Origin of the sequence: Salinicola lusitanus (assembly GCF_038648475.1) — a bacterium.
Taxonomy (GTDB): Bacteria; Pseudomonadota; Gammaproteobacteria; order Pseudomonadales; family Halomonadaceae; genus Salinicola; species Salinicola lusitanus.
The window spans coordinates 2282440-2297736 of sequence record NZ_CP151919.1 but is presented as its reverse complement, the minus strand read 5'-3'; the positions used below and the strand labels follow the sequence as shown (position 1 = coordinate 2297736).

General features: G+C 64.4%; 7 protein-coding genes. All 7 read right to left on the bottom strand.

Annotated features, from left to right (window positions below):
* Positions 1–48: 48 nt before the first annotated feature.
* The gene (locus AAGT95_RS10590) at positions 49–909 is read right to left on the bottom strand and encodes a universal stress protein (protein WP_342596465.1); all 861 of its coding nucleotides are present in this window, start codon (positions 907–909) and stop codon (positions 49–51) included.
* Between the two features lie 173 nt (positions 910–1082).
* Entirely contained in the window at positions 1083–2570 is a 1488-nt protein-coding gene (locus AAGT95_RS10585; protein WP_110707689.1) for a SulP family inorganic anion transporter, read from the bottom strand.
* A 433-nt stretch (positions 2571–3003) separates the two neighbouring features.
* Positions 3004–3426 (bottom strand): manganese-binding transcriptional regulator MntR, encoded by a 423-nt coding sequence (gene mntR, locus AAGT95_RS10580; protein ID WP_110602687.1) that lies wholly within the window; start codon positions 3424–3426, stop codon positions 3004–3006.
* Positions 3427–3501: 75 nt separating this feature from the next.
* The gene (locus tag AAGT95_RS10575; RefSeq protein ID WP_240612452.1) at positions 3502–4779 is read right to left on the bottom strand and encodes an Nramp family divalent metal transporter; all 1278 of its coding nucleotides are present in this window, start codon (positions 4777–4779) and stop codon (positions 3502–3504) included.
* Positions 4780–4996: 217 nt separating this feature from the next.
* Positions 4997–12277, bottom strand: coding sequence for an ESPR-type extended signal peptide-containing protein (locus AAGT95_RS10570; protein WP_342596464.1), 7281 nt, complete (start codon positions 12275–12277; stop codon positions 4997–4999).
* A gap of 313 nt (positions 12278–12590) precedes the next feature.
* Positions 12591–13298 (bottom strand): response regulator transcription factor, encoded by a 708-nt coding sequence (locus AAGT95_RS10565; protein ID WP_342596463.1) that lies wholly within the window; start codon positions 13296–13298, stop codon positions 12591–12593.
* Positions 13295–15274, bottom strand: a complete 1980-nt coding sequence (locus AAGT95_RS10560; RefSeq protein ID WP_342596462.1) for an ATP-binding protein — start codon at positions 15272–15274, stop codon at positions 13295–13297. Before AAGT95_RS10560 ends, AAGT95_RS10565 begins: the two co-directional genes overlap by 4 nt.
* Positions 15275–15297 lie beyond the last annotated feature (23 nt).

The following is a 15297-nucleotide window of genomic DNA, read 5'->3' as shown; positions in this document are numbered from 1 at the left end:
AGTGGCAATGAATGCACCACGGCGGCGGTGATCCGCCGTGGTGGTCGGTCAGCGCAGTATAAGCGTTGCGGTCCGCGCGTGTCGCAGCATGGCGGTGGTGGTGCTGCCGACCAGCAGATGACGAATCCGCGAGTGGCCGTAGGCCCCCATGATCGTAAGGTCGACCCCTTGGTGATCCGCGTAGTCGGCGAGCACTTCGTCCACGTCCCCCGCCAGGATAGCGCCCTGGGCGTCGACATGGCCCTGCCGCAGCCGCTCCAGCGCCCACTCGAGCTGGGCCCGCTGGTCGTCGGTACCGGCGCCGATCATGACCACGTGGCAGACCAGGCCATTGAGCAGCGGGCTGGCGGCGATCATCTCGACCCCCTTGCGGGTCGTCCGGCCGCCATCGAACGCCAGCAATAGCCTCGTGGGCGGCTGGAACTCGGGCGGGGTCACCAGAATCGGGGTGTGCAGCGTGCGCACGACCCGTTCCAGATTGCTGCCCAGGTGCTCGAGGGCTTCGTCGGCGGATTCGCCGCGCTTGCCCAGCACCACCAGGCGTGTCTGGGACTCGCGTTCCATCAGCGACTCGAGCAGTTCGCCGTGTCGCAGCGCGGTCGAAACCGTGGTCCCCGGCGCCAGGCGCTCGGCCTGGGCCCGTGCCGACTCGAGCAACTCGCGGCCATGCTGCTGGGCAATCTTGGCGCGCCGCTCGTCGAGTTCGGTGAGCTGCTCGCGCAGATGCTCACGACTGCCGAGCCCGATCTGCCCACTGGCATCGGTGACGCCAGGACTTGGCGCCCTGCTCAGCACATGCATCAACTCGAGCGGCGCGCCGATGCGCTCGGCGGCCCAGGCAGCCGCGGCGCAGACCGCAAAAGCGTGGCGGGAGTCGTCGATGCAGGCCAGAACCTGACGTTCACTCATGGCGTTCTCCTCTGCACTATCGTCTGCCGGATAGGCATCGCACGATTCGAGATCGATTGACATCCGTATTCGTGGCTCGTGGCTCGTGGCTCGTGGCTCGTGGCCCGTGGCCCGTGGCCCGTGGCTCGTGGCTCGTGGCTCGTGGCTCGTGGCTCGTGGCTCGTGGCCAAAGTCTAGTGCCCCATCAGCTTTTCCACCGCATCCGGCTTGTCGTGTACTCCGAAACGATCGACCAGGGTGGCGCTGGCCTGGTTCATGCCCACCACTTCGACCTCGGCCCCCTCGCGACGGAACTTGATCACCACGTTGTCCAGTGCCTCGACCGCCGTGATATCCCAGAAGTGGGCACGGGAGACATCGATCGTCACGCGCTCGACCGCCTCCTTGAAATCGAATCCGGCATTGAAGCGGGTCGAGGAAGCGAAGAACACCTGGCCGACCACATCATAGTTGCGTGTCTTGCCGTCGTCGTCCATGCGACTCCCGATGTAGAGGATCTGCCCCACCTTGTTGGCGAAGAACAGCGACGCCAGCAGCACGCCGACCAAGACGCCGATCGCCAGGTTGTGGGTCGTGACCACCACGGCCACGGTGGCCAGCATGACGATGTTGGTCGACATCGGATGACGGCGCAGATTGACCACCGACTCCCAGCTGAACGTGCCGATCGACACCATGATCATTACCGCCACCAGCGCAGCCATGGGGATCTGCGAGACCCAGTCGCCGAGGAAGACCACCAGGATCAACAGGAAAGCGCCGGCGATCAGCGTCGACAGCCGCGTGCGCCCGCCGGACTTCACGTTGATCACCGACTGGCCAATCATCGCGCAGCCGGCCATGCCGCCGAGCAGGCCGGAGAAGATGTTGGCGACGCCCTGGCCCTTGCACTCCCGATTCTTGTCACTGGAGGTGTCGGTCAGCTCGTCGACGATCGTCGCGGTCATCATCGACTCCAGCAGGCCGACCACGGCGATGCCCAGCGAATACGGCAGGATGATCATCAGGGTGTCGAGATTGAGCGGCACATCGGGCCACAGGAAGACCGGCAGGGAGTCGGGCAGCTCGCCCATGTCACCCACGGTACGGATGTCCATGCCGCTGACCATGTAGACGATCGTCAGCACTACGATGCAGACCAGCGGCGACGGCAGCATTCTGCCGATGACCGGCAGGTAGGGAAACAGGTAGATGATACCGAGCCCGGCAGCGGTCATGGCGTAGACGTGCCAGGTGACGTTGGTCAGCTCCGGCAGCTGGGCCATGAAGATCAGGATGGCCAGCGCATTGACGAACCCCGTCACCACCGAACGCGACACGAAGCGCATCAACTCGCCCAGGCGCAGGTAGCCGAACACGATCTGGATCACCCCTGTCAGCAGCGTCGCCGCCAGCAGGTATTCGAGGCCGTGATCGCGAACCAGGGTCACCATCAGCAGCGCGGTGGCGCCGGTGGCGGCGGAGATCATCCCCGGCCGGCCCCCGGTGAAGGCGATCACCACGGCGATCGAGAACGAAGCGTAGAGGCCGATCTTGGGATCGACGCCGGCGATGATCGAGAACGCGATCGCCTCCGGTATCAGCGCCATGGCAACCACGGTGCCGGCGAGCACGTCGGCGCGGACGTTGGATAGCCAGTGTTTTCTGATCAGCTCAAGCATGGGCAGTTCTCTGTCATGAGCCACGTTGGGCGGCCAGGGACCTCGCCTGTCCGTCTCGACAAGACGAACCTTCGGTGGTCGACATCCATCGTCGGGGGACATCGGACACAGGGCGCTGTCGGCCGACCGCCACGCATTCGCGGCGAATCTTTGAGTGGGATAGGAGCGACGAAACGATGCCATCGACCGACCACGGGGGTCGGGACAGCCAGACGGGTGCCGAGGGCACGCCGGGACGGGGGCGTAACGCTAGGGTGGCGTCATACCGGCGATGGTGTTGGCAAAAAGGGCTTGCATGGAGTCGGACCCTGTCGAGCGCGGCAGGCGCGTCGTTGAATGATCGATCGTCTCGAGGCGCGGGAGTCTACCACTAGCGTCGAAAAGTTCCCAGCCGCGATCCACGGAGTAGAATCGCCACTGTCGCTTCGAGGCCTCAGCGGTTGTGCGCTTCCAGAAACCGCTGCATCGCCTCGACAGTGGCATCGCTGCAGTGGTGCTCGATTCCCTCGGAATCGGCTTCGGCCACGTGGGGTGGCACCCCGAGTGCCAGCAGGGTCGACAGCACCAGTTGGTGGCGGGCCTCGACCTTCTCGGCCAGTTCGCTCCCCTTTGCGGTGAGGAAGACGCCGCGATAGGGGCGCGCCTCGGCAAGGCCGTCACGCTTGAGCCTGGCGATCACCTTGGAAACGGCAGCGGCACTGACACCGAAACGCTCGGCCAGGTCACTGGCCCGGGCCTCGCCGTGATCGCGATGAAGCTGAGCGATCTCCTCCACGTAGTCTTCCACCAGCTCCTGCTGATGGTCGAGGCGAGTGCGCTCGAAACGGGCATAACGTGGACGTGGCGTTACTGGCATGATGTTCTCATCGACGGGCTGAAGTGATGGGCGGCGAGAGTCTGTCGGGCGCTTGCGCGCGCGTCCCCTGAGAGCCTACAGCAACTCGAAGGCCAACACATAACCATTCAGCAAGATGATGATCGCGGCGATGACGCATCCCAGTGCGGTCACCCAGCCACGGCTGGTCAGATTCCCCATCACCCGGTGCTGTGCGGTGAAGTGGATCAGGGGAACCAGCGCGAAGGGTATCCCGAAACTCAACACGACCTGGCTGGCGACGAGCACCTGCTGCTCCGGGAATCCCAGCATGATCACCGCGATCGCCGGCAGCATGGTCAACAGACGCCGCAGCCACATCGGAATGGTGAAGCCGACGAACCCCTGCATCACCACCTGCCCCGCCATCGTGCCGACGATCGATGAGGAGAGCCCCGCCATCAGCAAGGTGAAACCGAACAGGGTGCTGGCCAGGTCCCGGTTCATCAGTGGCGCCAGCAATTGATAGCTCTGCTCGATCGACGCGATGCCGGTCCGGCCGTTATCGAAGAAGACCGCCGCCGCCAGTGCCAGCATCGACAGGTTGATGATCCCGGCGACCCCCATGCCGATGATCACGTCCCAGCGGTAGTAGCGCATCGCGCGGCGGCGCTGTTCGTCGCTGTGGGTCGCCACCCGGCGCTGGGAGAGCGACGAGTGAAGATAGATGACATGCGGCATCACGGTCGCGCCGAGGATGCCTGCGGCCAGGAACACCGCGTAGCCATCCGGGAACTGCGGCAACAGCAAGCCCTGTAGCGCCGGCGCGGCGTCGGGCCGCCCCATGACGATCTGGATCACGAACCCTGCCGCCACCGCCATCAGCATGCTGCCGATGATGATCTCGAGCAGGCGGAAACCGAATCGCTGCATGTAGAGCGCCGCATAGGTGATCGCCCCGGTGAGCAGTGCCCCCTCGAGCATCGACATGCCGAACAGCAGGTTGAAGGCCAGTGCGGCACCGAGGAATTCCGCCAGGTCGGTGGCGATCGCCACCAGCTCGGCCTGGACCCAGTAGAACCACACCAGCGGCCGCGGATAGCGCTCTCGGATCATCTCCGCCAGATTCTTGCCCGTCGCCAGGCCGAGGCGAACCGACAGCGTCTGGATCAGCATCGCCATCAGATTGGCCCACAGCACGACCCACAGCAGAACGTAGCCGTAACGTGAACCCGCTTCGATGTTGGTGGCGAAGTTGCCTGGGTCAATGTAGGCCACCGCCGCGATCATGGCGGGGCCGAAGAACGGTAGGAAGCGCGACAGCGCCGATCGACGGCGGCCGCCGGCTTGCACTGCCTCGCTCCCGTTGCGGGACTCGATAACGCTGTCGGACACGATGGAACCCTGGAATTCGTCAACGAACCGGCGCGATTACGCCCCGGTTATCAATTTAAACCTTGGTTGATAAGATATACCCGAGTTACCAACGATACAATGCATGGGCGTGATGAGTTATTTCAATGATGTTGGCATGCCCGGCCGAATCGACGGGTCACGCCAAAAGTTGGGCGCCATTTCGGCGCCCGTTGTGTGGCATTCTGCGATTTGCCGATCAGAACGTTTTCGACAGTTTCAAGAAGCCTCCATCGCTTCGGTAACCGTCTCCGTTGGCACCGCGATACTCCAGACGCGCCTCGAAGCCGCTATCGCTTGCCAGCGATACACCGGCGCCGTACTTGGCCAGCGTATCTGGCATGGAGACGGTCGAGCTGAAGCGTGAAGCGCTCTCCGCACCCTTGAAGTCGGCACGGCTCTCCCACTCATCCGCGCTGGAGAAACTCACCCCGGCCTCACCAAAGCCGGAGAGCGTCCAGGCATTTCCGACTGACAGGCCGGCCCCGAACTCCAGCGCCGGCGTCGTGATCAACGCCGTCTGGCTACTCTCCTCGACCTCGAGATCCAGGATACCGGCACCATTCTCGTCATAACCCGAGGCGCGCACGTGCACCAGGTCGAGATCGAGTTTCGGTTTCAGGTAGGCCGCGCCCAGCGACGCCGTATAGGCAGCGCGCAGGCGTGCCCCGACGGTCGTGATATCGGTGGTGCCCTCGGCCGTGGCGTCGAACGCGGGGATCCGGATGTGGCGCTCCGTATCATATTCGCCGTAGCTACCGGTCAAGCCAGCGGAAAGCGCCAGATTGCCAATGTCACGGGTCAATGACACGCCGGCATAGCCAGAGGTGCCATCGGCGCTGGAGAGTCCGTCGCGCCCATCCACGTCGGCATCGCCGCCGCCAGCGGTGAACCCGAGTGTCAAATCCGGCGCGACGCGAATCTGGCCGCCGAAGCCGACACCGTGAATGTCACCGCGATACCCGCCGGTGCCGTCCTGGCTAATATTGGCGTCGGCTACACCGGCCCAGAAACAGTGGCCACCATCCCGCGACACCACGGCGCCGGCGCGCGCGCCGCAGCTCATGGCATCATCCAGCCAGCCACTCGTCTGCAGCGTCTGCGCCGCGGCAATCGCCTGTGCGCTGCCCATTGACATCGATGCCAGCCCCCGAGCGTAGCTCGCACCGCCATCAGCATTCATGGAGAGGGCATTGACCTGACCCAGCAGCGGCGCGAAGCCGTTGGTCGCGCCATCGACAAACAGCGCGTCCAGCCGCTCGCCTACCGCGCGCTGGTTGGCGTCGAGATCGGCGAAAGCCGTACCGAAGCGCGTGCGCGCCACCTGGATGCGTGCGCTGCCGCCGACGATCTCGCTGGTGAAATCGACCGCCGGGGTATCAGCGGCCTCGAGGGTACCGGTCGTGCTGCCCGAAACGCTGAACACCTCGAGCGCTTGGGTCGGTGCCAGGGTCGAGGCGAGCACTTGTAACTCGCCTGCGAGCGTGGCGTTCCCCTGAATCTCGAGACGGTCGGCAATACCCCGCTCGAAGTCGGCAGCCACGCTCAATCGCCCACTCTCGGTCTGCTCGAAATCGCCTTCGAGCGTGGCCGTGTTGCCAATGCCCCCACCCTCTGCCACGGAGGAGAGCACGCCCACGGTCCCGGCGTTGACCAGGTCCGCCTGCGACACGTTCTCCAACAGCCAGGTCGCTCCGCTGGCGTTGTCGACCTGAATGCTGGGTCCGGGCGGCGCGGCCAGCAGCGCCAAGGATGTCACCTGGGCAGCGCTGGCTACATCCGTCGACAGCGTGTTCGCCGGCGCCATGCTCGAGGACACCGTGCCGCCGCCGTCCGTACTCTGAGTGCCACCGTAGGCGAGAACGGCACCATAAATGGCGCCCTGATTGTGAATCGCCAGGGTCGGCAGATAGGAGGCCTCGGTAACGAACAGAACCGCAGAGCCGCGTACCGTGCCATCGGTCCCACCGCCGGCACTGACGACGCCTCCCGTGCCCACGTCCAGAACGTTGTTCTGCCCTTCGCTGAATGCGACGGCGGCACCGTTCTTGCTGCCACCCACGACCTGTCCATCGACGCTCACGCTGATCCGGCCGTTGTATTTCGGGCCCATGGATTGCGCGAAGATGCTGTAACTATTGGTGCCGGAAGTCACCAGAGAACCACTTTGCGTCACCGTAACCGCCCCGCCAGCCCCAGCGTTGTTTCCCGTGGAACCCGCGTGCAACACACCGTCGCTGCCACCATACAGGCCGCCGCCGCCGCCGATCGACTGGGCGATGATGCCGTAGGCCCCATCGCCTGACGTTGCGATGTCGCCGTTGACGTTGACCTGGACATTGCCACCGTCGCCTGTGGGTCCATCTTTGCCACCAAATCCTGGTCGGCTGGTCGAGATGGTATTGCCGCTGATGTTACCGGCGATACCACCGCCGCCGCCCACCGACTGCGCGATGATCGCGTGGGCACCCTCACCGGACGTGGCGATGCTGCCACTGGTCACATGAAGAGATACCTGTCCGCCGTTACCACTGGCGCCCGCGGCGTCGGAACCCAGTTCAACGCTCAGCAGGCTATCGGTGTCGGCTGCACCACCCACACCGCCACCACCGCCGATGGATTGCGCGACGATGCCGAACGCACGATCGCCGAAGGTCTGTAGTTGTGTTCCCGTCGTCAGGCCGACTTTACCGCCTTTTCCCGACGCACCGCCGCGTCCGCCGACCGCCACCTCGAGGTCCAGATCGAGGCGTTTTTCGGATTGTGTCGTGCTGCCGGCACCGCCCACACCGCCGCCGCCGCCGATGGACTGGGCGAAGATACCGTAGGCGTCGTCGCCAAGGGTCGCCACGCGACTGAAGCTGCCGCTGCCGATGGTAATGTTGCCACCATCACCCGCCGCACCGCCGGAAGCGCCGAAGCCGCCACCGACGGAGATCTTGCCGTTGGCACTGTCCGAGCCATCGCCGGACTGACCGCCACCGCCACCAATCGACTGCAGCAGCATGCCGTGTGCGGCATAGCCAGAGGTGGTTATTTTCATCCGCGAGCCGGTATCGTTGAAGAAGGTGTTGATCGTCCCGCCGTCGCCGCCCGCGCCGCCCTGACCACCAACCGCCATCGAGAGTTCGGCCTTCGCCGCCGAGCCCGCCGCCAGCGCGGTTCCTCCCGTGCCGCCGCCGCCGCCGATCGACTGCAAGACGATGCCATCTGCCCAGTCACCCTGCGTGGCGATCGTAGTATTGAAAACGAGCGCCGAGTCGCCGCCGATGTCACCGCCGTGACCGCCGCTGCCACCATTGCCGCCAACCGCCGCAGCCAGGCCGAAGGTCATCGGTTCCTCATCGTTCGAATCGTCGTCGCTCGAATCATCAGCGTCGCCGATGTCGCTGCCGGCAGAACCAGCCAGGCCACCGCCTCCACCGATCGACTGCAGCAGTACGCCGTCGGCGTCGCCGCCCTGCGTCGTGATGTTGCCGTTGATGCCCCCCTTGGAGACGATGTCGCCGCCCAGATTGCCGGAGCCACCCGTGGCCCCCACGGCGAGTTTCACGCCTGCGGTGATCTCGGTCGGATCGCTACCCTCTTCGGGCGTCGCGGAACTCTCTCCCCCTTCGGCTTCCGGGGTTTTGTCTCCGCTGCCCTCGCCGCCACCGACCGAAAATCCGACATCGAGACCGATCGTTCCGCCTTGTCCGGTACCGCCGCCGCCACCGACCGACTGCGCCACGATACCGCGGGCCCCCGAGCCATGGGTGGCTACCGATGTGCCGGAGGCCAGACTGACATCGACGTCGTGACCGACACCACCGCTACCACCGCGACCACCAAGTCCGATACTGGCCTTGACGCTGACACCCCCGCCGATTTTCTTGTCACCCGAATTGCCGATGCCACCATCGCCGCCGCCGCCGCCGATCGACTGGGCCACGATAGCGTTGGCGTTATCGCCGTAGGTCTCGACACGCGCGCTGTCGGCGAGCGTCACATGGACCGATCCGGCCGAGCCACCGGCGCCGCCGGAAGCGCCGAGCGCGGTCGAGACATCGACCGATGCCGTATCGGCCAGACCGACAGAGCCGGCGAGACTCGAGGCCGAACCGCCGTCGCCGCCGCCGCCGCCGACCGACTGCGCCAGAATGCCGTGCGCGCCGTCGCCGCCGGTCATGACCGTTGACGCACCATCGAGCGACGCGGTCGCGGAACCGCCGTTACCGCCGGCACCGCTGAGCCCGCCAAGCGCGGTACTGACAGCGACGGCAAACGACTCTCCCTCACCCGTTGGCGCGGCCACGCTCAACGCATCGGCCACCGAGCTGCCACCGGTGCCGCCGCCGCCGCCAATCGATTGCACCGTGATGCCGTGAGACGAACCCGCGTCGGCGCCGAGCGGGTTGCCATTGGCGTCGAAGCCCGTCTGGACTCGGGTGTCGTCCAGTGCCACGCTGGCCTGATTGCCCGAACCACCGGTACCGCCGCTGCCACCCAGCGAGTTGTTCAAGGTCAGACCGACCGAGGCGTCGTAACCCGTCGCACTGCCGCCGGTGCCGCCACCGCCGCCAATCGACTGCACCAGGACCGCGCCAGCGTTGGCGCCAGCGGTCGTCACGAGACTATCGATCAAGTCAAGTGAGCTCTTTCCACCGACAGTGCCGGAACCGGCACTGCCACCGATCTGAATGGCCAGGGGGGTGCCGATATTGAGCGACATCGTATTGCCGCCATTGCCGCCGCCCCCGCCGAGGGACTGAACGATCAGGCCCTTGGCATTCTGGCCCGACGTCGATAGCTGCAGCGCATCGAAATAGCCACTCGCATCACCGCCAGCCCCGCCGCCGGAACCGCCGCCGCCAATCTGCAAGGTCGCAATGGAGAGCGCCGAGACGGCATCGACGCTGCCGCCGTTGCCTCCGCCACCCCCTATCGACTGAACGATCACGCCATGAGAAAAATCGCCACCGGTGACGATCGCACTACCCTCGTCGCTCTGCGGCGCCGCCGACCCGGTATCGGCCGCCGGGCCGTTAGGTCCGGTGGTGACTGGCACGCCGTTGCAACCCGCGTAGGTGTTGGTCGCGCAGGCGGTGAGACCGTTGCCACCTGCCTCGCCCGAGCCGCCAACGCCGATGCCGGCGAGCACCGAGGCATCGAAGGCATCGCCACCATTTCCTCCACCACCACCGATCGACTGGGCTACCAGACCATAGGCGTGATCACCAGCGGTGGAGACAGTCCCCCCCACGGCGAAGATCTCGGCCTTGCCCCCCTGGCCGCCACTGCTGCCACTGCCACCGACCGCCGCCATTCCGACGGCTCCCCCTCCGACCCCGCCGCCGCCGCCGATCGCCTGAGCGACGATGCCCGAAGCGGCGTTACCCGATGTCGTGATGTCTCCACTATTGGTGACGTAGGCGGTTTGCCAGTTGTTCGCGCCGGCCCCGGCGGCACCGCCAACGGATAGGACGCCCCCCGAGGCGCCCGCCGCACCACCACCACCGGCAATCGACTGCGCGAGGACGCCGATCGAGTAGTCGCCGCTGGTGGTGATGTTGCCACTATTATTCTGTTCGACATCGGCAGCGGATCCGCCGCCGCCGGCGTTTCCGCCAAGCGATATCACCCCGGTACTGATGCCTCCCGTGCCGCCGGAGCCGCCGATGGCCTGAGCCAGAAATCCGTAGGCGTGATCGCCACTCGTGGTGATATCGGCACCGCTGGTCGTGGTCGCTTTTTCGGCATTGCCGCCGTTACCGCCGTTGCCTCCCGAACCAAAGAGCACGCCAACGAAATCGTCGCCCGTCCCACCGCCCCCGCCGACCGAGTGCAGCGTGATACCCGCGGCGTAGTCGCCCTGGGTCTCGATCTGCGTGCCCGACGTGGCGTAGACACCGACACTGCCGCCGTTGCCACCTTTTCCGGCCGTTCCCGCGTTGCTGCCGCCGATGCCACCGATCGACTGCGCCAGCAGGCCGTAGCCGCGATCGCCATCCGTCTTGACGGTGCCATCGTCCAGAAGATTCAGCTGAATTCTCCCGCCGTAGCCGCCGGTGCCCCCCTTCGACTGGCTGTGGCCGTTGCCGTTGCCACCGTTACCGCCATAGGAGCGCGCGACGATACCACTCACGTTCTCGCCCGAGACCGCGATCCTGCCGGCCGTGTGGGTGATCACAGTCACGCCGGAGGTATCCGCTTCTCCCTGATTGCGCTGGGCACTACCCGCCCCCCCGATGCCGCCTGTGGTCTCATCGTGGGAGTTTCCCCCGTTGCCACCATGGGACAGTGCCAAAATACCGGCGGACTCGTAGCTACCCATTGCCGTATTGCCGGTCTTGACCAGAGTGATGTCACCGCGGTTGTCGATCGTGATCTCGCGGCCATCCTCGCCCTTGCCGCCGTTATCGCTATTGTCTTCCGAGCCGCTGCCATTGCCGCCGCTGCTGCGGGCGAATATCCCCTGCACACCGTAGGCGCCATTGCCGTTCTCACGGTAATAGAGCGTAAGGTCTGCCTGATTCACCACGCTGATCATGCCACCGGTACCGCCGGCGCCCGCCTGGCCCGTGCCATCCGCGCCATCGCCGCCGCGGCCCCCGATCGACTCGGCACTGATCAATCGCGCAAGATCGCTGCCCTCGAAGACATCGGATGACGACCCGATGGTGATCGGCGCCCGGTTGAGAACGGTCACGGTCTTGCCATCTCCCCCGTTGCCACTCAACTGATCACCGAGCACTGCACTGTTGAAGGGACCACCGTTACCCGCCTTGCTCTGCGCGAACAGCCCCGCGACCATGCCGATACCACCGAAGTCGGCGTTACCCTCGATCTCGATAGCGGAGTAGTTGTTGATCGTGATGAAACCGCCATCGCCGCCACGGCCGCCATCGGCACCCTGGTCGTCCGGCTCGACCCCATTGCTACCCGTCCCCTGGGCACGAATGGCGAAGACATGTTCCGGAAAGTTGTTACTGCCGGAAAGGTCGCCACTGATATGGATGGTGGCGCTATCGTTAGTAATGTTGCCGTCCTTGTCGACCACCCCGTTATTGATGGTCAAGGTGCCAGCCGGATAGCCCGCAGGATGCTTGTCGCGGGATGGCGTGCCGCCACCGACATAGTAGTAGAGGCCGTATATCTCTTTATTCGCGCTCAGCCTGCGCGTCTGGGCGACCGTATTAGTGACGGTGTAATCGGTGCCACCGGCGTTCCAGGCGACGACCTCCTGACCATTCTGGTTCTCATTGATGGTGCAGTGGGTCTCGGTGTTGTAAGGGATAGAGCTGCACTGCTCCGCCCACGCGGCAGGGCTCGATATCAGGCAGCTCATCACTAAACCGATACCGCTGGCCACCCGGGGAGCGACACCAGCCCTCGCTGCTGGCTTGTCGGTGCCGGATTTGCGACGTGCGCGACTCGCCTCCGAGGCCGCCTGCCAGGTTTTTTTGTTGTGATTCCAGACGACTCGATAGACTCGATTCATGACAAATAATCTCCACCACGGTTTATAGTTCCCCGCGGCGGAGCGTCACATGTAACGAACGGTGACCGTCAGTCTCGATTCTCTCAGAACTCTCGAATGCAGCGCACTTTCATGCGAAAAATCGAAAAGACCAGAAATATCACACTGGGTGTCCAGCGAACTCAGATGACTTTCGGGTGAAGCGCGCCTGAGGTCCGGGAAGCACATGGCGCGTATGAACGGGTAGCACCAGTCCCCTTGTCAGTGGCTCTCGGACTGGTGACAAGTGACATCGAGACGGCCCGACTGTCGCTAGAATTCCTCGACGCGTGGTCTAACCCGCGCTCCCCGCGAAAACGATACCGCGCCCGAAGATCGTACGGATGGGAATGAGGACATCCTCCCGGCGGGCTTTCTGCCGCAGGCGACTCAGAATCACGTCGATGCGGTGCAGATCCGGCTCTGCGGCATGCTCGAACATGAGGTCATGCAGCGCCTGCCGCGTGAATACCTGGTTCGTCGACGTCAATAGAATCGACAGTAGCGCGCTCTCCTGGCGAGAGAGCGGAAGCGCCTTGCCACCGGGCCCGAGCAGACGTTCTCCGGATGGCGACAGGGACCAGCCCTGCCAGCCCGGTTCGGCGGCGCGGGACTCGGTGGTGGCGCCGTGCTTGAGCCGTCGATTCAATTGCACCAAGGCGTCTGCCAGCTGCGCGAAATTGATGGGTTTGACCAGAAACAGGTCGGCTCCCAGATTGAGTCCGCGCAGGCGATCCTGCTGATCTCCCCGCGCGGTGATCACGATCGAGCCATACCCCTGCAGCTCGTGCAGAAACTGGACGATGCTGAATCCGTCCTCCCCCGGCAAGCCCAGATCGACGAGCACGATATCGACATCCTGTCGATGCAGCAGCTTCCAGAAGGACTCCGCACTGCCTGTCCCCCAGGCCGGGAACCCCTTGTGATTGAGATAGAACAGCAGCTCTTCGCGGAGGTCTTCGTTATCCTCCACGACCGCGATTCTGGGTAGCGACTCGATCACCCCCCACCTCCTTTCCCTGCCTTCCAGGGCATCGTGAACACGAAGCGACAGCCTGTCGATGTGTTGGCGACGAGAGCCAGCTCACCGCCGTGGGCACGCGCGATCTGGCGGCTGACATGCAGTCCCAAGCCGAATCCGGGGCGCGCGCCGGTCGAGGATTCGGCTCTACGGTAGCGTTCGAAGATGATGTCGACCTGGTCCAGGGGAATGCCGCCACCGCGATCTTCCACCGCCAGCGTGAACCGCTCTCCGGCTCGCCGACACTCGACCCGAATGATGCCACCGGCACTATATTTCACCGCATTGTCGATGACGTTGGAGAGCGCTATACGCATCAGGGCGGCGTCGATCCAGGGTCGCTCGCCGGACGGCATACCGCCCTGCGCTGCGCCGTATGCCAGGTGTTCGAGTTCAAGCCGGCAGCTGTGGTGATCGGAGAAATGGATGAGCGCCACCGCCGAGTTCACGATCTCGACCAGATCGGCGGGCCGGCAGTCGAGGTGCAGGTTTTCGGCATCGAGCCTGGCATCGACGAGGCAGTTATCGGTCAACTGAATGAGTCGATCATTGGCTCTCTCGATGCGGCTGTGGCGCTGACGTATCTGCGCCATGCCGGTTGCGTAGCGCAAGTTCTCCAGACAGCCAGAAATCACCGCCAGAGGCGTTCGAAACTCATGGGCGACCATACCCATGAATTGACGCTGGTTGAAGCTCGCTTCGCGTTCGATCATCAGGTCTCTGGCCAGCCGCTTCTTCTCCCTGGCCTCGCGATATTGCATACGCACCTGGTAAACGGCCACGCCCATGACCAGCAGCATGTTGACCACCAGTGAATATTGCCAGGCACGGTAGAAGACGATTTTGAAAGGCACCCGACCTGCCAGTACCAGCAGACCGTAGAGTGTCAAGGCCGTAACGATGAAGGGTCCAATACTCAACGCGAAAGATAGCGTTCTGAACCCCTCCTTGCCCCAGACACGCAAGCAGTACATCAAAAAGAGAATGCCAATGAAAAAGTGAAGCGTCGTCTGCAGGCGAATCGCCTGACTGTAGAAGCCCAAGGGTATGCTCAGCATCAGCGGCAAGCAGAGGAAGCAGGTCCCGACAAAGGTCCGATAGAGCCACGGCACGCGGTCGCGCAGATCGATCGCTTCGACCGGCATCCACAACAGGGATGCCGACATGAGCAGGGCCAGTACACTGATCAGGTAATGCTGAAACAGGATTCCCAGTCCGGGCAGCGACCAGGCGACGAAACCCTCTATCGAGGCCATCATGGCATAGGGAATGGCCATGAAGGCAACCGACCATAGCAGGCGGTTGCGCAAGAGGATCGCCAGTACCAACGCCAACAGCGTCGAGAGCCCTGCCAGCCCGAAGTAGAAGGCGTAGTAGGCCGACGAGCGCGTGGCATGGATCATGAATTCCTCAGGTTGCCAGAATCCAAGCCGCAGCAGCAGGGAACTGGTCGTCGCGACTCGCATCACGATCTCGTAGCCCGGCGCGCTCGGCGGCGGCGCTATTTTCAGAACGGGAAAGCGATAATCCAGATCTCCTCTGGGCGCCGCGAGCGTATCTCCGACGCGCCGCTGGTGCCAAGGTCCGCTTCCCGTCAGGGGGCGATAGTAGACGCGAATGTCATCGAGAAAGTTGGGCTTGATTTCCAGCCACAGCGGTGCGCCATCGAAAGCGTCCGCCGCGAGGGTGAAGCGCAGCCACGCGACCTCGTGGGTATAGCCCCGCGACAGGACCTCCCTCGCGGGTTTTCCGTGACGCGCGATCTCGGACACGGCTTCACGCAATGAGAGCCGCCCCGTGGGGTCGCTCCAGACGCGATAGGGGATATCGCTTCCCAGCCAAAGCGGTGCGGCCACGGCCGACGGCAGGGTGAAGACAGCCCACCCCGCCAGTGCGCAGAGGAGCGCGGAGCGCCATACGAGACGAATGGCAGAAAGCGAGCGCTGGGGCCCCGTCACCCCGCGTTTCCATCCGCGGTCCC

Bases quoted from the DNA above. Each gene is read 5' to 3' on its own strand.
- AAGT95_RS10585 (WP_110707689.1), bottom strand. From the start codon at position 2,570: ATGCTTGAGCTGATCAGAAAACACTGGCTATCCAACGTCCGCGCCGAC.
- AAGT95_RS10570 (WP_342596464.1), bottom strand. From the start codon at position 12,277: ATGAATCGAGTCTATCGAGTCGTCTGGAATCACAACAAAAAAACCTGG.
- AAGT95_RS10590 (WP_342596465.1), bottom strand. From the start codon at position 909: ATGAGTGAACGTCAGGTTCTGGCCTGCATCGACGACTCCCGCCACGCT.
- mntR (WP_110602687.1), bottom strand. From the start codon at position 3,426: ATGCCAGTAACGCCACGTCCACGTTATGCCCGTTTCGAGCGCACTCGC.